General features: G+C 29.8%; 16 protein-coding genes. 7 read left to right on the top strand and 9 right to left on the bottom strand.

Annotated elements, in window-relative coordinates; all coding sequences use genetic code 11:
- Nucleotides 1-17: 17 nt before the first annotated feature.
- Together CLV86_RS00750 and CLV86_RS00755 are read right to left on the bottom strand one after the other, a co-directional pair.
- Complete coding sequence (locus tag CLV86_RS00750; RefSeq protein WP_121048471.1) at nt 18-494, bottom strand: GNAT family N-acetyltransferase; 477 nt, start codon at nt 492-494, stop codon at nt 18-20.
- On the bottom strand, nt 484-1,488 hold the full coding sequence (locus CLV86_RS00755) for a formimidoylglutamase (RefSeq protein ID WP_249037433.1): 1,005 nt from the start codon (nt 1,486-1,488) through the stop codon (nt 484-486). The genes CLV86_RS00750 and CLV86_RS00755 overlap by 11 nt, the downstream gene beginning before the upstream one ends.
- A 126-nt stretch (nt 1,489-1,614) precedes the next feature.
- On the opposite strand from CLV86_RS00755, the gene CLV86_RS00760 reads away from it, so the two are divergent.
- A complete protein-coding gene (locus tag CLV86_RS00760) occupies nt 1,615-2,502 on the top strand; it encodes a chromosome partitioning protein ParA (RefSeq protein WP_121048477.1) in 888 nt (295 codons plus the stop codon).
- A gap of 73 nt (nt 2,503-2,575) precedes the next feature.
- Here the strand turns inward: CLV86_RS00760 and hutI are convergent, their stop codons facing one another.
- Together hutI and CLV86_RS00770 are read right to left on the bottom strand one after the other, a co-directional pair.
- Complete coding sequence (gene hutI, locus CLV86_RS00765; protein ID WP_121048480.1) at nt 2,576-3,811, bottom strand: imidazolonepropionase; 1,236 nt, start codon at nt 3,809-3,811, stop codon at nt 2,576-2,578.
- A gap of 1 nt (nt 3,812) precedes the next feature.
- A complete protein-coding gene (locus CLV86_RS00770) occupies nt 3,813-4,097 on the bottom strand; it encodes a hypothetical protein (protein WP_121048483.1) in 285 nt (94 codons plus the stop codon).
- Between the two features lie 175 nt (nt 4,098-4,272).
- On the opposite strand from CLV86_RS00770, the gene CLV86_RS00775 reads away from it, so the two are divergent.
- Nucleotides 4,273-4,851 carry a Crp/Fnr family transcriptional regulator gene (locus tag CLV86_RS00775; RefSeq protein ID WP_076733308.1) on the top strand — a complete coding sequence of 193 codons (579 nt, stop codon included), beginning with the start codon at nt 4,273-4,275 and terminating at the stop codon, nt 4,849-4,851.
- Between the two features lie 180 nt (nt 4,852-5,031).
- Here CLV86_RS00775 and fumC read toward each other — a convergent pair whose 3' ends face one another.
- Nucleotides 5,032-6,429 (bottom strand): class II fumarate hydratase, encoded by a 1,398-nt coding sequence (fumC, locus tag CLV86_RS00780; RefSeq protein ID WP_121048486.1) that lies wholly within the window; start codon nt 6,427-6,429, stop codon nt 5,032-5,034.
- Nucleotides 6,430-6,645: 216 nt separating this feature from the next.
- Here fumC and CLV86_RS00785 point away from each other — a divergent pair, with 216 nt between their 5' ends.
- Nucleotides 6,646-7,803: a hypothetical protein gene (locus tag CLV86_RS00785; RefSeq protein WP_121048489.1), complete on the top strand. Its 1,158-nt coding sequence runs from the start codon at nt 6,646-6,648 to the stop codon at nt 7,801-7,803.
- A 173-nt stretch (nt 7,804-7,976) separates the two neighbouring features.
- Here the strand turns inward: CLV86_RS00785 and CLV86_RS00790 are convergent, their stop codons facing one another.
- Nucleotides 7,977-8,942, bottom strand: a complete 966-nt coding sequence (locus tag CLV86_RS00790) for a lipid A deacylase LpxR family protein (RefSeq protein ID WP_121048492.1) — start codon at nt 8,940-8,942, stop codon at nt 7,977-7,979.
- Between the two features lie 122 nt (nt 8,943-9,064).
- Here CLV86_RS00790 and CLV86_RS00795 point away from each other — a divergent pair, with 122 nt between their 5' ends.
- The 3 genes from CLV86_RS00795 to CLV86_RS14180 all read left to right on the top strand — a co-directional run bounded on the left by CLV86_RS00795 (nt 9,065) and on the right by CLV86_RS14180 (nt 11,216).
- On the top strand, nt 9,065-9,877 hold the full coding sequence (locus CLV86_RS00795; protein WP_121048495.1) for an alpha/beta hydrolase: 813 nt from the start codon (nt 9,065-9,067) through the stop codon (nt 9,875-9,877).
- A gap of 72 nt (nt 9,878-9,949) precedes the next feature.
- On the top strand, nt 9,950-10,927 hold the full coding sequence (locus CLV86_RS00800) for a mechanosensitive ion channel family protein (protein WP_076733302.1): 978 nt from the start codon (nt 9,950-9,952) through the stop codon (nt 10,925-10,927).
- Between the two features lie 115 nt (nt 10,928-11,042).
- Nucleotides 11,043-11,216: a hypothetical protein gene (locus CLV86_RS14180; RefSeq protein WP_170148497.1), complete on the top strand. Its 174-nt coding sequence runs from the start codon at nt 11,043-11,045 to the stop codon at nt 11,214-11,216.
- A gap of 165 nt (nt 11,217-11,381) precedes the next feature.
- Here the strand turns inward: CLV86_RS14180 and CLV86_RS00805 are convergent, their stop codons facing one another.
- The 3 genes from CLV86_RS00805 to prfB all read right to left on the bottom strand — a co-directional run bounded on the left by CLV86_RS00805 (nt 11,382) and on the right by prfB (nt 15,478).
- Entirely contained in the window at nt 11,382-13,901 is a 2,520-nt protein-coding gene (locus CLV86_RS00805; protein WP_121048497.1) for a TonB-dependent receptor, read from the bottom strand.
- Nucleotides 13,902-14,013: 112 nt separating this feature from the next.
- Entirely contained in the window at nt 14,014-14,355 is a 342-nt protein-coding gene (arsC, locus tag CLV86_RS00810; protein ID WP_121048500.1) for an arsenate reductase (glutaredoxin), read from the bottom strand.
- A gap of 12 nt (nt 14,356-14,367) precedes the next feature.
- Nucleotides 14,368-15,478, bottom strand: a protein-coding gene (prfB, locus tag CLV86_RS00815) for a peptide chain release factor 2 (protein WP_121048503.1) whose coding sequence is annotated in 2 segments (ribosomal slippage) — nt 14,368-15,414 and nt 15,416-15,478 — 1,110 coding nt in all. Because the reading frame shifts where the segments join, the coding sequence is not laid out codon by codon here.
- 155 nt (nt 15,479-15,633) lie between these two features.
- On the opposite strand from prfB, the gene CLV86_RS00820 reads away from it, so the two are divergent.
- The gene (locus CLV86_RS00820) at nt 15,634-16,653 is read left to right on the top strand and encodes a threonine aldolase family protein (protein ID WP_121048507.1); all 1,020 of its coding nucleotides are present in this window, start codon (nt 15,634-15,636) and stop codon (nt 16,651-16,653) included.
- Nucleotides 16,654-16,865 lie beyond the last annotated feature (212 nt).

Genomic DNA, 16,865 nt, shown 5'->3' on the forward strand with positions numbered 1-16,865 from the left:
ATGTTATGTTAAACTAATTAAAGAGTTTTGTTTAAAAAATATTCCATTTTAATATCACATCGTTTATAAGGGCAATTATCTTCAACTTCAATTTCCATAAACCCAAATTTTTTATATAAATATATGGCATTTTCAAGCTTTCGGCTAGAGTAGAGTAGTAGTCTGTTAAAGTGACTTGCTTTAGCAAAATTAATGCAATGTTGTAATAATTTTTGTCCTATTTTTTGTCCACGATAATCTGGTGAAACAGCCATTTTAGTAAGCTCAAAAGCTTCTTGTTTGGGTAATGGCATTAAAGCATAAGTACCAACAATAGTATTATTAATTTTTGCAAAGAAAATATAACCTCCTTTATTAATAATATAGTTTTCAGGTTTACTTAAAACCTCGTCATCAAAAGGTTCTACTTCAAAATACTTTTGAAGCCATTCAATATTTAAACTATAAAAATCTAGTGAGTGTTTATTGTCAAAACCTATTATATTAACTTTCATTAGCTCTTAAAAAATCGGTTATTAAATAAGAGATTAGTTTTCCAACCTGTGTAGCTGTTTTTTTGGTTGGAGCAGCTTCACAAATATGAAGGTATTTAGCATGTTTATGGCTTCCCATAAAGTGCACAAATTGCCTTGCTTGATTTACAGAAAATCCAGAAGGTGTTTGTGCACTACTAGGTATATTTGCTATGGCATCGCAATCTATTTCAATACCAAAATTATCTTTAGAGACAAACTCTAAAGCTTTTTTCATTTCAGATTTAAATTTTGAGTTTTTTTCAATTTCTACAGCTTCAAATGTATTGTACTTAATATTTTCTATGCTATTAAGAGCGTTGTTTAAAACGGTTTCCGAATTGTAATTTTTATGTATTCCAAAAATAAAATACCTGTTTAGAAATCCTTCATTATATGCATAACTAAAGCCATTACCACTGTGCCTACCTTCAATTACTCTAAAATCTGTATGCGCATCAAAATTAATAACGTTTATTTTATTTTCTAAAGCCAACGAAGAACCTTTAATATTGCCGTAAGCGTTATTGTGACCACCGCCAATAATAATAGGAATTTTACCTGCTCTTACAATGTTATATATTAGGTTAGATACTTCTTTGTCTATTTCTTCAACTAATGCTCGTGCTTTTTTTATATGTTTTTCATTTTTTTGATCCCATTTTAAAAGCTGTTCGTTTTCTTTAGTAAAATCTAAATAACCTAAAATACACATTTTTTTTGCTTGGTTTAAAACGCTGTTTTGTGTATTTAACAAAACTTTAATTGTTGCCTCCCAAGCCTTGCTAGTCCCTATTTTACCGTAGTTTGCAAAGACACCAATAGCTTCGGGTAAACCAATTAAAACATACTTAACGTCTAAATTTATTAAGTCTTCGTATATATTTGTAATTGATGGAAGTAAAGTTACTTTTTCACCAAATTTAGTTTCACCAGAACGTGTAGCAACAAGTTCTTCGATTTTAGATTTGGACATTAAAATAAGTTTATTCATAATGTGTATTACAGTGTTTAAAAATTAAAATTAGTGTTTTAAAAGTAAATAATTTACAGTTTATCAATTAAAATAAAATTATTTAAATCTCTAAAAAAATAAACAATTATGGCAAATAACACAGCAAGCACAGGCTTAAAAGTAGCTCTAGGAATTGCAATCGCCTTATTTATAGGATTAGGCGTATTTTCTTCTTCTTTATATAAAGAGAAAAAAGAAAATGAAAAAGTATTAATAAGTGAAAAAACAAAGGTTTTAGATGAGCTTAATCAAATGATGGCACAATATGACGTTGCCATGAATGACAATACCATTGTTAACCAAAATTTAGTTGAAGCTAAAGAACGTATTCAAGGTTTAATAGATTCTTTACAAGTATCTGAAACTAACGTTAAGAGTTTATGGAGATACAAAAAGAAGTATTTATCATTACAAAAAGAAATGGATTATATCTTAACAGAGAATGATAAACTTAAGGTTGAAAATCAAATGTTAGCTACAACTTTAGATAGTACAAAAATTCAATTAGTAGAACGTTCTGTGTTTACAGATTCTCTTTTAGTACAAAATACAGCATTAGCAGATGTTGTTGAAAGCGCAGCTGTATTATCTGCAAATAGTATGAATGTTTCTGGTGTTATAGAGCGTACTTCTGGAAAATTAATTCCTACAGAACGTGCAAGACGTAGCGATAAAATTAGAGTATGTTTTACAGTCGCTAAAAATAAATTAGTACAAGCTGGAGATAAGGAATTATTTGTTCAGGTAATAGATCCAAAAAACAATATTTTAGGAGCAAATGAGCAGGTTGCTTTTGGTGAAGAAACTTTAAACTACAGTTTAGTAAGTAAGTTTAACTACGAAAACCAAAGTTTACCAATTTGCGAATACATTGCAAAAAAAGATAAAAAAGACGACTTTGAAAAAGGTACTTATAAAGTAAACGTTTTTAACGGTAACGAGTTAGTAACAAGCTCTCAATTTACTATGAAGTAATTGTAAATAATACAATATTAAAAACGCCTGAAAACGAAAGTTTTCAGGCGTTTTTATTTTAAAATAGTTAATATTAATATAGCGTACCGTTTATAATAACTTGATCAATATTGTTTTCTCCAAACGCATATGGTAAATAATTATAGCTAGGTACTTGTTTTGTAATTATAAGGTTTGCTTTTTTTCCTTTTGTTATACTTCCGTATTGATTACTAATTCCCATAGCATAAGCACCATTAATAGTTGCAGCATTTATAGCTTCTTCGGGAGTTAATTTCATTTTTATACAAGCGGTACTAACCACAAAATTCATATTACCAGATGGCGTAGAACCAGGATTAAAATCTGTAGCTAATGCCAAAGGTAATCCAGCATCAATAATTTGCCTACCAGGAGTATAAGGTATGCTTAAAAAGTAAGAACACGAAGGCAAAGCAACAGGCATAGTATTACTGTTTTTAAGAGCATTAATATCGCTTTCATTTAACATTTCTAAGTGGTCTACACTTAAAGCATTGTGTTTTACAGCTAACTCGACTCCTCCAAATGCATTAAATTGATTAACATGTATTTTTGGTGTTAAGTGATACTGTTTTGCAGCTTCAAGAATTTGTTGGGTATCATTTAACGAGAAATAACCTTTTTCGCAAAAAACATCTACATAATGTGCAAGATTTTCTTTAGCAATTTTGGGTAACATATCATTAATAATCAAGTCTAAATAGCCTTGTTTATTATCTTTAAACTCTTTTGGAAAAGCATGAGCTCCCAAAAATGTAGCTTTTATTTTTATTGGAAATTCTTTTTTTATACGCTTAATAACACGTAACATTTTAATTTCATTTTCTGTAGATAAGCCATAACCAGATTTTATTTCTAATGCTCCAGAACCTAGCTTAATAACCTTTTTAACACGTTCTATAGACTGTTTATATAAGTCTTCTTCATTTGTATTTTCTAAGGTTTTTGCGCTGTTTAAAATGCCGCCACCACGGTTTGCAATTTCCTCGTAAGACAGCCCATTTATTCTATCTACAAATTCTTGTTCACGATTTCCAGCATAAACAATGTGTGTGTGAGAATCGCACCAAGTTGGTAATACTATTTTTCCAGTAGCATCTATAACTTGATCGACGTCGCTATAATTGCAGTTTTCCATACTCCCAAAATCTACAATAGTATCGTGTTCTATTAACAGATATGCATTTTTAATTGTTGGTAGAGTTTTCATATCTGCACCAGAAATCTTTAAAATATCTGGTTCTCTAATTTGTAGTAATTCTTTAATGTTTTTTATTAATAAAGGCATATTATACTGTTTGAGAAAAATCGGTTATGTAAAGATTATAGGCTGCAATAAACATAGAAATTATTCCTATAATGGTAACTATCCAATTGTATTTTTTTATTAGTAAACGAGATACAAAATAGAGTATAAGTGTAGTTATACCAATTAAAGCTGGTATCCATTTTAAAATAACAGCTAGCATTCCAGCTCCAGAGTAGTCTGCTGAAAATGAAATTGATAACGTAATTATTTCTACAATAATTACTGCAATAATATTGTTTTTAGGGTTGTTTAATATTGAAATCATAGGTCAAATATAGATAAAATGCATAAGGCTGAGTAATAATTTTTTGTAAGTTTTACAACGTTTAATGTTATGTTTATAACGAAAAATTAAATTTCGTAAAATATATATTGATACATTTCAACTGTAATTGTTGAACCAGAAATAGATACCCAATTCTTTTTTCTAAAAATACTATATGAGAACCTACTATAAGGAAGCACATGAGTACATAAATTCGTTTCAAAAACTCACAGAAGAAGAGTTTGATGTTTTATATAATATAGCAAAGTTAAAAACCTTTAAACAAGGAGATAAGCTTCTTGATTATGGTACTATTCCACAAAAAATTTATTTTATTACACATGGTGTTGTAAGGTCTTATGTTACACTTTCTAGTGGTAAAGAGGTTACTACTAATTTATTTAATGCGTTTATGTTTTTTGCACCATTTAAAGCTTTAATTAAAAACGAACCAAACAATTTAATTTACGAAACTCTTACAGAATCTCATGTTTTTGAAATTGATTTTAAAACATTTTACAACCTTTGCAAAAAGGACTTAAAATTAATGACATTTTACAGTAAATTTTTAGAGTATTTAGTATTAAAAGGAGGAGAGCGCTTTTTAGAGTTTACATCTAATAGTGCAAAAGAACGCTATCTTTTATTAAGAGAGCGTCTTCCAGATTTAGATAATATTATACCTCAATACCAAATAGCTGCGACAATTGGTATAACACCGGTACAATTAAGTAGAATTAGAGCTACGCTTTAAAGTTTTAGCTATAATAATTATTTTTATGGTATTAACATATGTTAATGATTTTATAAAAGTATTTAATTAGACTTGTATCAGTTAAAAAAAATTCCCTTAAAAATTTAAATAACTAACTAAAAATAAAAAACCGATTAGCGTAATGCTAATCGGTTTTTTTAATTAAAATTTGGGTTAAAATTATTTTAAAGCACCAACCATATTTTCTGGTTTTACCCATTCGTCGTATTCTTCAGCAGTAACATAACCTAAGTTTACAGCTTCAGTTTTTAAAGTTGTACCGTTTTTGTGCGCAGTATTTGCAATTTCTGCAGCTTTATAATATCCTATTTTGGTATTTAAAGCAGTTACTAACATTAACGAGTTATTTAATAACTCCTTTATAACATCGTGGTTTGGCTGTATACCAGCAGCACAATGCTCTTCAAAACTTACACAAGCATCACCAATTAGTTGTGCACTTTGTAAAATGTTTGCAGCCATCATAGGTTTAAAAACATTAAGCTCGTAATGTCCTTGTGTACCTCCAACAGTAATTGCAACATCGTTACCCATAACTTGTGCGCAAACCATTGTTAAAGCTTCACATTGTGTTGGGTTTACTTTTCCTGGCATAATAGAACTTCCTGGTTCGTTTGCAGGAATAATAATTTCTCCAATTCCAGAACGTGGTCCAGAAGCCATCATACGTATATCGTTAGCAATTTTGTTTAAAGACACTGCTAATTGTTTTAAAGCACCATGAGACTCTACAATAGCATCGTGTGCAGCTAAAGCTTCAAATTTATTATCGGCAGTTTCAAAAGGTAAGTTTGTAAATTTTGAAATGTATTTAGCAACTAAAACATCGTATCCTTTAGGTGTATTTAAACCAGTACCAACAGCTGTTCCTCCTAAAGCTAATTCAGATAGGTGTGGCAAAGTATTTTCTAAGGCTTTTAAACCATGATCTAATTGCGATACGTAACCAGAAAACTCTTGACCTAAAGTTAGTGGTGTAGCATCCATTAAATGCGTACGCCCAATTTTAACTACATCTTTAAATTCCTGCGCTTTATCGTTAAGTGTATTTCTTAATTTTATAACGCCAGGTATTGTGTTTTCTACAATTTTTTTATAGGCAGCAATGTGCATACCTGTAGGAAATGTATCGTTAGATGATTGCGATTTGTTAACATCGTCGTTAGGTTGTATAGTTTTTTCGCCTTCACCAATAACTTTTCCAGCAATTTGGTGTGCTCTGTTGGCCACAACTTCATTTACATTCATGTTAGACTGTGTTCCAGAACCTGTTTGCCAGATTACTAATGGAAATTGGTCGTCGTGTTTGCCATCTAAAATTTCGTCGCAAACTTGTGCAATTAAATCACGTTTTTCGTTATCTAAAACACCTAATTCTGCATTAGTAAAAGCAGCCGCTTTTTTAAGGTATGCAAAACCGTAAACTACTTCTAATGGCATAGAGGCAGGCGTTCCTATTTTAAAGTTATTTCTTGAACGTTCGGTTTGTGCTCCCCAAAGTTTATTAGCAGGTACTTTAACCTCGCCCATTGTATCTTTTTCTATTCTGTATTCCATGAAATTTTGGTTTATTTTAGGATTGTAAAATTACAAAATTTAGATTGATTTTCTTAAACCTATGTTTATAAGTTTTTATAGCTTTAAGCAAGTTGAACTTGATTATAAAATTTTATAAAACTAACTTAGCTTATCGTTTGATATAAAACATTAAAACGATTTCATATCAACGAAGCATTGGCAGTCATGTAAGCTTCGAATGAAAAGTAATCCCAAATGAAAAACACAATTAACGAACTTTCTACATTATTTGACGAAGCAAAAGCCAACATAGAATTTGAATTTGTCCAAACACTTATAAACTATAAGGGAATGGGAGCTAAAGAACTTTCTACCAATCTACATGAGTGGTTTGATGCTATTGAATTTTACAAGCAAATTTATTATTCAAAAACAAATAAAGAAAAAACCAGAATTGGACTTTTGCTTTACTCGACATTCTTTGAAAATAGCGACTTTTATAATATTCTTGGAAGTCTATGCAAAATCAAATTAGGATACAGAGGCTCTTCATATCTTTTCTGGAAAACTAAAAAATACGAAAGGCTATTGGGAATTGGTGAGAAAAAAGAATTCTTGCTTGAATTATTAGAAGATGCTGATAAACAAAATATGATTTCATTTTTTACCGAGAATCATTTTAAAGAAATAAGGAATACGTTTTTTCATTCTGCTTATTCATTAAGTGAAGAAGATTATTTTCTTCACGATTCAGACCCAATTGTAATTGATGGAGTTGGAACATATCGTTTTAATGTTAAAGAATTCTTATATCCAAAAATTGAAAACGTAATTCAGTTTTTTGACACATTTAAGCAATTATATTTAGATAGTTTTGATTCCTATCAAGATGATAAAGAAGTTGATGCATTTTATCCAAATCCATGTAAAGCTACCATATTAGGTTCTAAAGATGGATTGAAAGGATTTAGAATAAAAAATGCAGTTAATTTTTTTGGTAAATGGCATGACTCTGGTGTATGGTATGATGAGAAATATGATATGTGGGCAGGCCATAATATTAGAATGAGTCATGCTGATATTGAAACAATAGAAATCAATGATTCCCTTACTAGGTATGAAAATAAAGAAGATATTAAACGAAGTGATTTAGAATTTGAAAATATAGTAGACAAAATTGTCGAAAGAAACAATCCTACGGAAATCTATAGAGCTACTGACCTACTTGTCAAGTTTGGTGATATTCGACTTAAAAAAATGATAGCAGAAAAGAATGGTTATAAACAGAGAAATTTTCCTAAAATAATTTTACCATTTTACAAGCAAGCGGTAGAAATTGGTTCTAAAATTATGGATATGAAACAAGTAAGTAAAAACATTAAAACTCTTGAAGAGTTTATGGCTGGCTCGTAGTTCTATTGATAATAAAACACGAACTGCCAACACCGTATATAATTTATTGCTAGTTCTAGCCTACTTACGAAAATCCGCGAGGATTTTCTATTCGGTTTTTATTTGCTAAATTAGGTGCTTAAACCACGCAACAAACCATATACAAACACGATAAGCTAACTTGAAAATTTTTCTTAAAAAGTAAATCCAATTTTTACACCACCATATTTAGCAGCGCTTCCAGTAGAGAATTCGCGTGTAATAACTGCACGAGAATATTCAAAATATAAAGTTTTTGTTTTAAGTACTATACCGTAATGGTATTGTGCTGTTAGTCTTTTAATATTATTATTAGCAATAGTGTATGGGCTTTTGGTATTAAATAATCCGCCTTGCAATGTTGCATCGTAAGCAATTACAGAAGCCATTGGCTGAAAATAGGCATACAGTTTAAAGTTTCTTTTTCTATTTTCTTTTGTAGCAAATGGAGTATCTATAATACCAAAAGTTGTATTAAAACCTACGGAAGCATTTGTAAATAAAGTACCAGCTTTTGCATTAGTAATAAGTTGTAACGATAACAAATTATTGTATTTTAAAATTTGCTTTTCGAAACCTAATTCGTAATTAATAACCACATCATTTTTAATCTGGTTTTTCCAACCTTTAGGTATTTTGTTTCCGGTCCATTTATGGATTCCAACCTGCATTTCTTTACCAAAAGCGCCAGGACCTATAAGCCCTAAATTAAAAGAGGAAGTAAATCGTGTTTTATTTTCTGTATTAACTGCAATTTGCATGCTTTTAAGCATAATGGCAGAGGCAAAAGGACGGTCTCCAAATTGAATGTCTTCACTTACATAATCGTTAGGTGTAAAACCAATATGTTCTATAGATAAGCCATATTTAGTCAAGCTATTTTCTGGCGTATAAAAGAGATGGTTTATTGGATTTTTTTCTAAACGGTCTAAAAACATTTCAAAATTGTAGCCTTGTGTGTAATTTTCATCGGTAGCTGCAAAATAGTCGTTTTCGTAATTAATTCTGAAATAAGAATTACTGTTAATATCTCTAAAAGAGACCATATTGTCTATTTTTTGAGCATTTGCCAAAGCTAGAGTAAGAAATAAAAAAAGTAGTGTTATTAGGTGTTTGTTCATAACATTACTTACGCATTTTATTTATAAAGAGTTTTAAGAATGTTTATGAGAATTTTAAATAGTACCTAAAATAAATATATCTTAGTTCAAATAATTTATTATCCTCTATTAAAATATCTAAAATGAAAAAATCGCTACTAATTTTAATATTTTCTATTTTCTTTTTAGGGTGTAAAAAAGCACCTGAAAATATAGATTCTATTCCAGAACATGATAGTTTAACAATAGTTTCAAAAATGGTAAATGAAGATAGAGTGATTAATGTTTGGACACCTAAAAGTTACAAAGATGGTAATGACAGTTTTCCTGTTTTGTATATGCCAGATGGCGGTATTAAAGAAGATTTTAACCATATAGCTAATACTTTAGCTAAGCTTATTAACAATAAAAATATTCCGCCAATAATTCTTGTCGGTATAGAAAATACAGAAAGAGGAAGAGATTTAACAGGTTTCTCTAGCGTAAAAGATGATGCACAATATTGTCCGTTAACCGATGGTGCAAAAGACTTTCGCTTATTTATAACTAATGAGTTAATACCAGAAATAAACACAAAATATAGAACCACAAATAGAAAAGGAATAATAGGAGAGTCCTTAGCAGGATTATTTGTTATGGAAACTTTCTTTTTAACACCAGAAACATTTAATTTTTATATAGCCATGGATCCTTCGTTATGGTGGAATAATCATTATTTAGAGCAAAATACAAGTTCATTTTTAAAAGAATTTCCAGAACAAGAAATAAAACTTTGGTTTGCAGGCTCTAACACCGAAGATATTTCTACACATACAAGAAACATTTACAAAAGCTTTAAAGATAATGCACCAGAAAACTTAATATATAAATATTCTGATGAGCCAAACGAAAAGCATAACACCATTTTTAGAGCAACTAAAGAAAAAGCCCTAATTTGGAGTTTAAATAATAATTAATTGAGGATCTTTATTTTTATGTAAAGAAAAATTCTATATTAAAAGAATTACTGTAACTAATACATAAACAGAATGTTTTTATTATTTAATCTTTTACCAATATACCAAGATAATAACCCAACAGAAGTTATTATTAATTCTATAGATACTTATTATAATAAACTTTTAATTTCCTTACCAAGAATAGCATTAGCAATTTTTATAATTGTAGCAGGAATTTTAATATCTAAATTAATTACAAATTTTTACAAAAGACGTTTTTTAAAACAAGCTGAAGATCCATTAATGGCTCGTTTTCTAGCACAAACAATTAAAATAACACTAATAGCTATTGCCATAATAATTGCTTTACAAGTAGCAGGACTTAATGGTATTGCTACAGGATTATTAACGGCTGTTGGTGGTGGAGCTATTGTATTAGGATTTGCATTTCAAGATATAGGTAAAAATTTTCTTGCTGGTATTATTTTAGCTTTTAGCAGACCTTTTAATGTTAACGATACAATTATGATTGATAGTCATTTTGGTAAAGTACGCGCATTAAATTTTAGATATACACACATTAAAACTAGCGATGGACGAGATATTTATATACCAAATAGTGATGTTTTAACAAAGCCTGTAGAAAATTATACAGCAGATGGCTTTTATAGAAATGAATTTGTTGTTGGTATTGGTTATGAAGATGATATAGCAAAAGTAAAAGCAATAATAATTAATATTTTAAAAAACCATGATGGTGTTGTACAAGATGAGGAGCATGAAAGTTTTGTTATAGAAAACGAATTAGGACCAAGTACCATAAATTTAAAAGTATTTTTTTGGGTGCATACTGTAGATTATAGAGTCTCTTCTAGAGTACTGCGTGGCGAAGTAATTAAAAAAGTAATAGAAGCACTTATTGAAGCTAAATTTATTTTACCAGGAAATATAACCGAAATTAAATTGTACGGTGGCCAAGAAGATTTACCGTTAAAGTTAAAAAAAGATCCAAAAGATAGAATTTTAGATTTAGAAGAAAGAAATTTAGCAGAAAAGAAAAAATCTTAAGCTTTATAAAAATTATTTTGGTTAATAAATCTGTTAATAATTTCAAATATTATATTGTTTAAAAAAAGAGTTTAACTTATATTTGCTTTATATTTAAAACAAGACACACATAATTATGTTCGAATTCGACCAATATTTAGGCTTTTTAGCATTCTTAACTATCTTAACCATAGGATTTTGGTTAATGATTTTTTTAGTAACTTTTGTAGTTCCTTATTGGATTGGCGGAAGTTTAATTGAACGTCTTAACGAAATTAAAGAAGAAAAAAAGGCTAAGCGTAATGCTTAATTAACTTTTTACAAGAATAAAAAAAGGGAAACTTAATATTAAGTTTCCCTTTTTTGTTGTCATCATCTTAATAAATAAAAAAATTGTTACCAATTTTAATATGTATTTTACACTTTAAAATTGGTCACATTTTATTGCTTTGTCGCTTAGTTGCGCTAAAGAATATTATCCTTCAAATTCATCGTCACCACCATCAAATCCACCATTTCTTTGTGGCTTTTTCTTTTGGTTAAACCTGTAAGTTAACGACACGTTTATTTGGCGTTGTCTCCATTGGAACTCGCTATAACGCTCAAAGAAATCTGTAGTTGTTGTAGATTTACGTTTTCTTGAATTTAATAAGTCTCTAACGTTAAAAGATAAAGTGGCATTTTTATTAAGTATTTCTTTACTAAATGCTAAATCCAGTGAAAAGATTCCATCAGTATCAGACTGTGCATCTTGTACAGCTCCTCTATAAAAAGCACTTGTTTGCCAATCTATTTCTAAAGGTAAAGATATTTTAGAGCTAAAACGAGCAAACCAACTTGTGTTTTTAGCGCCGTAGTCTACACCATTAAATTCGCCTTCGGTTTCAAACTGATAAAAGTTTACGCTAGAATTTAAACGTAACCACTTTTCTGGATTATACATTAAACCAAGTTCTGCACCAGTACGTTTGTTTGTAGATAAGTTTATAGGAATGGTTCTAATAATATCAATACCATCTGTAGTTTGTTGTCCTGTATTTTCTTGAACACGTTCGAAAGAATCGGTTTCATGTTGGTAATAAACAGATGTAGTTAAAGTTAATTTTTCCCAACGCTTTAAATATCCTAAATCAAAAGTACTAGAAAATGCAGGATTTAAATTTGGATTTCCTTGAAATATATTTGTTCTACTAGAACGCGATGGAAACGGATTTATAAACCATCCACGAGGACGATTTATTCTACGGTTATAACCAAGAGTAATACTCTCTTCATCTCCAGACTCTGTTGTGTTAAGATTATAAATAAGGTTTACAGTAGGAAATAGACCTAAATAATTGTTATCGAAATCTGTATCTATAGGAAAACCAAAATTTTCATTTAATTCTTGTTCTGTTAAACGAGAGTCAATTTTTCCTTTTAATTGAGTGTTTTCTAATCTTAATCCTAATAAAAATGAAAATTTACCAAGTTTAGAACCGTACTGTGTATAAATAGCGTTTACATTTTCTGTATAGTCAAAAATATTAGAAATAGATTCGTTGATTTCTAATGCTCCAGTAAGTAAATTTTCTTGGTCTAATTGATAATCTGTAACGCTGTTTTCAAAATTGCCACGGTAACCAGCTTCAAAACGAGAATCTTCTCCTAATGGCAAAACATAATCTGCTTGAACTAAGTACTCTTTTTGTTTTTCGTCTGTAAACTCTTGTTCAATTTGAAATGCCTCTGGATTGGTTTGACTTGTAAAAACGTAATCTTCGTTTAGGTAAGTAAATCCATCTTCATTATCGTTTTCGTATTGAAAATCTACTGTTAATTTATGGTCTCTATCATCACCAAATGTTTTTACATAATTAAGTGCAATTTGGTAACTATTATCTTTTTCTGTTTCTTTTTCTCTTCTTAAAGTTTCTTCAACAATAACATTGTTATTTAAACGCTCACTTTCGTTTAAAGAAACATCGGCATCGCTACCAAAATTATAAAATAAACTACCGGTAATAGAAGAAGTATCGTCTAGAAAATACTCCATACCAATGTTAGCATTATAATTTCTATTTAATCGCTCAACTTCTTGATTTTCTACAATTCTTCTAAATTGAGGTTCGTTAATCGTGCCATCATCATTTGTGGTATCAAAATAATTAACATCTAAAAAAGAAGTACGTGGAGCATCAAAATATCTCCATCCAAAGTTTGAGAACAAATTATATTTTTCTCTTCTAAAATTTAATGCAGCAGAAACACCAACATTATCTGGGTTTCCTGCTGTTAAAGTTACAGAGCCATTGAAACCTAAAGTTTCTTTTTGCCTAAGAATTATATTTAATATTCCGGCAGTACCTTCTGCATCGTATCTTGCAGAAGGAGAAGTTATTACCTCTACACGTTCTATAGCTTCTGCTGGTAATTGACTTAAAATATTACTGTCTCCAAAACCAGCCATTGCAGATGGTTTTCCATTAATTAAAATTCTTACATTTTCGTTACCTCTTAAACTTATAGCGCCTTCAACATCTACAGTTACAGATGGTACGTTATTTAATGCGTCGCTTACAGTTCCTCCTGCTGTAGTTAGGTCTTTACCTATATTATAAACTTTTTTGTCAAGTTTAATTTCAACAGTAGTTTTTTCGGCAATTAATTCTACTTCTTCTAAAGTAGTGGTGTCTTCTTTTAAATATATCGTTCCGAAATTAAAATCTTCGCTTATGGTTTTATTATTAATTGTAACCTTTTTAAAACTTATAAAATCGAAAGAAAAATTATATGTTCCAGCATTAACGTTAAATTTAAAAACTCCTTTTTCGTTGGCTGTACCACCGTTTACAATTTTACCATCGGATGGGTTTGTTACTACAACTGTAGCCCATTCTAAGGGAATGTTTGTGCCTTCTTCAAAAATTTTACCTGAAACGGTAAATTCTTTTTGAGCAAATGCAAAAAAGGATAGAAAAATGGTTAAAAAACTGGTAATAATAATTTTGCGCATATCTTATGGTTTAATAATAGGATTGCAAAAATACCGTAAGGTTTAAACGTGATTGGTTAAAGGTTTGTTAAAATAAAAAAGACTTCATTTTTATGAAGTCTTTAAAGTTTATTTAAATAATATTTAATATGTTTTCTGGTGGTCTACCAATTACTGCTTTATTATCGTTTATAACAATTGGACGCTCTATTAATTTAGGATTTTCAAGCATTGCATTAATTATAATATCGTCGTTAAGCTCTATGTTTTTATAATTAGCTTTCCAGATGGCTTCATTTTTTCTAACTAAATCTATAGGTTTAATGCCTAATAAATTAATAATTGATTTAAGCTCTGCTTGTGTAGGTGTATTTTCTAAATAATTTACAATTTGAAAATCTTTACCCGAGTTTTTTAAAATTTCTAATCCGCTTCTAGATTTACTGCAACGGTTATTATGGTAAATTTTAATCATTATTTTAAATATTTAAAGTTGGTCTGTTTCTGTTGTTTGCTGTCCCATCATCATTAAATATGCTTTTAAAAATGGTGTAATATCTCCATCCATAACGGCATCAACATTGCCAGTTTCGTGAGCAGTACGAACATCTTTCACCAATTTATATGGATGCATAACGTAATTTCTAATTTGGCTTCCCCATTCAATTTTCATTTTACTAGCTTCAATGTCTTCGCGTTGAGCTAGTTGTTTTTGCAATTCTATTTCATATAATTGCGATTTTAACATTTGCATAGCTCGCGACCTGTTATCGTGCTGAGATCGAGTTTCGCTACAAGAAATTTGAATACCTGTAGGTTTATGTGTTAATTGTACTTTGGTTTCAACTTTGTTAACATTTTGTCCTCCTGCGCCACTAGATCGAGCAGTAACAATTTCTATGTCTGCTGGATTAATTTCAATTTCTATAGAGTCGTCTACTAATGGATATACGTAAACCGAAGCGAAACTAGTGTGGCGCTTTGCATTACTATCGAAAGGAGAAATACGTACTAACCTATGTACACCATTTTCACCCTTAAGCCACCCAAAAGCATAATCGCCTTCAATTTCTATGGTTACAGTTTTTATACCTGCAACATCACCTTCTTGAAAGTTAAGTTCTTTTACTTTAAAACCATTTTTTTCTGCATACATTAAATACATACGCATAAGCATTTGTGCCCAATCGCAACTTTCTGTTCCGCCGGCTCCCGCAGTAATTTGAAGCACAGCGCTTAAACTATCTCCTTCTTCAGAAAGCATATTTTTAAATTCTAAATCTTCAATTATGGTTTGCGCTTTTGTATACCTGCTTTCTACATCTGTAGCAGTGGCTTCTTTTTCTTTAAAAAAATCGTAAATAACTTCTAAATCTTCAACAAAGGTATTAGCAGACTTATAGTCTTCAACCCATTTTTTCTTCTCTCGAAGAGACTTCATAATAATTTCGGCTGCTTTAGAGTCGTTCCAGAAATCAGGAGAAAAGGTTTGTTCTTCTTCATTACTAATTTCTATAAGTTTAGCATCTATGTCAAAGATATTGCCTTAACTTAGTTAGGCGTTGTGAGAGATCTTTTATTTGATCTTGTGTTATCATTATATAAGTGTTTAAAACAAAAATAGAATTTATACAACGAATTAGAAATTATTGCTCACTTATTTTATAGATTTAGACATATAAATTTAAAACATAGACTAAACCAATACTATATTTGCTGAGTATTGATTATTATAAACTTTTAAAAAGAAATAATGAAAATTGATTTAAGAAGCGACACATTAACAAAACCATCTAAAGGCATGTTAGAGGCAATGATGCAAGCTAAAGTAGGAGATGATGTGTATAAGGAAGATGAGACTGTAAATAAACTTGAAGAAAGAGTTGCTAAATTATTTGGGAAGTCTCATGCACTATTTTTTCCAAGTGGTACTATGGCAAACCAAGCAGCTATAAAATTACATACCAATCCTGGAGACCAAGTAATTTGCGATAAATATGCACATATTTTTAATTATGAAGGTGGAGGAGTATCTTTTAATAGTGGAGTAAGTTGTAAATTATTGGATGGTGAAAGAGGTATGTTTACAGCTAAACAAGTTGAAGCTGCTATAAACCCACCAGATTTTTACCATAGTCCTTTAACCACTTTAGTAGCTGTTGAAAATACAACAAATAAAGGAGGAGGAGCTTGCTGGGATTTAGAAGAGTTAAAAAGAATTAAAAAAGTTTGTGAAACCAATAACTTAGGTTACCATTTAGATGGCGCTAGATTATGGAATGCTATGGTAGAAAAAAATGAAACCGCTAAACAATATGGTGAAATTTTTAATACTATTTCTGTGTGCTTTAGTAAAGGATTAGGATGCCCAGTTGGTTCCGTATTAGTTGGAGATAAAAAACTAATGGAAAGGGCTATAAGAATAAGGAAAATTTTTGGAGGCGGAATGAGGCAAGTTGGTTTTCTTGCAGCGGCAGGATTATATGCACTAGACAACAATATAAACTTGCTTAAAGAAGACCATAAAAAAGCAAAAGAAATAGCATTGGTTTTAAATAAAGTAAATTATGTAGATAAGGTTGAGAAGGTTGAAACTAATATTGTAATATTTACCTTAAATAATCGATTTTCAGATGATATTTTTTTAGAAACTTTAAAAAGTAAGAATGTATTTATTAGCAATATGGGACAAGGTAAATTAAGGATAGTAACACATTTAGATTATAACTTAAAAATGCATGAGAGTTTATTAAACATTTTATTAAACCTTTAATACACACAGTATTATTGCTTTTATTTATGTTAAAAAAAATGTTAAATAAATGTTAAACGGAGTTTTTTGCATTTCGTCGAATTATCGTGTAAAATCGTATAATTAAATATAGTTAAAGTTTGATAACAATTAATTTTACCCGAAATTAGAACGTGGGCTTAATTATTTTTAAGTTCAAAATAATCTTTAAATAACCATTAAAATTATCAAAA

The organism is Lacinutrix venerupis, from assembly GCF_003663945.1.
Classification (GTDB): Bacteria; Bacteroidota; Bacteroidia; order Flavobacteriales; family Flavobacteriaceae; genus Lacinutrix; species Lacinutrix venerupis.

What these genes read in the sequence shown, in the direction of transcription:
- arsC (WP_121048500.1), bottom strand. Translation starts at nt 14,355, where the DNA reads ATGATTAAAATTTACCATAATAACCGTTGCAGTAAATCTAGAAGCGGA.
- CLV86_RS00755 (WP_249037433.1), bottom strand. Translation starts at nt 1,488, where the DNA reads ATGTCCAAATCTAAAATCGAAGAACTTGTTGCTACACGTTCTGGTGAA.
- CLV86_RS00800 (WP_076733302.1), top strand. Translation starts at nt 9,950, where the DNA reads ATGTTTTTATTATTTAATCTTTTACCAATATACCAAGATAATAACCCA.
- CLV86_RS00820 (WP_121048507.1), top strand. Translation starts at nt 15,634, where the DNA reads ATGAAAATTGATTTAAGAAGCGACACATTAACAAAACCATCTAAAGGC.
- CLV86_RS14180 (WP_170148497.1), top strand. Translation starts at nt 11,043, where the DNA reads ATGTTCGAATTCGACCAATATTTAGGCTTTTTAGCATTCTTAACTATC.
- CLV86_RS00805 (WP_121048497.1), bottom strand. Translation starts at nt 13,901, where the DNA reads ATGCGCAAAATTATTATTACCAGTTTTTTAACCATTTTTCTATCCTTT.
- CLV86_RS00775 (WP_076733308.1), top strand. Translation starts at nt 4,273, where the DNA reads ATGAGAACCTACTATAAGGAAGCACATGAGTACATAAATTCGTTTCAA.
- CLV86_RS00795 (WP_121048495.1), top strand. Translation starts at nt 9,065, where the DNA reads ATGAAAAAATCGCTACTAATTTTAATATTTTCTATTTTCTTTTTAGGG.
- CLV86_RS00785 (WP_121048489.1), top strand. Translation starts at nt 6,646, where the DNA reads ATGAAAAACACAATTAACGAACTTTCTACATTATTTGACGAAGCAAAA.
- hutI (WP_121048480.1), bottom strand. Translation starts at nt 3,811, where the DNA reads ATGCCTTTATTAATAAAAAACATTAAAGAATTACTACAAATTAGAGAA.
- fumC (WP_121048486.1), bottom strand. Translation starts at nt 6,429, where the DNA reads ATGGAATACAGAATAGAAAAAGATACAATGGGCGAGGTTAAAGTACCT.
- CLV86_RS00770 (WP_121048483.1), bottom strand. Translation starts at nt 4,097, where the DNA reads ATGATTTCAATATTAAACAACCCTAAAAACAATATTATTGCAGTAATT.
- CLV86_RS00790 (WP_121048492.1), bottom strand. Translation starts at nt 8,942, where the DNA reads ATGAACAAACACCTAATAACACTACTTTTTTTATTTCTTACTCTAGCT.
- CLV86_RS00760 (WP_121048477.1), top strand. Translation starts at nt 1,615, where the DNA reads ATGGCAAATAACACAGCAAGCACAGGCTTAAAAGTAGCTCTAGGAATT.
- CLV86_RS00750 (WP_121048471.1), bottom strand. Translation starts at nt 494, where the DNA reads ATGAAAGTTAATATAATAGGTTTTGACAATAAACACTCACTAGATTTT.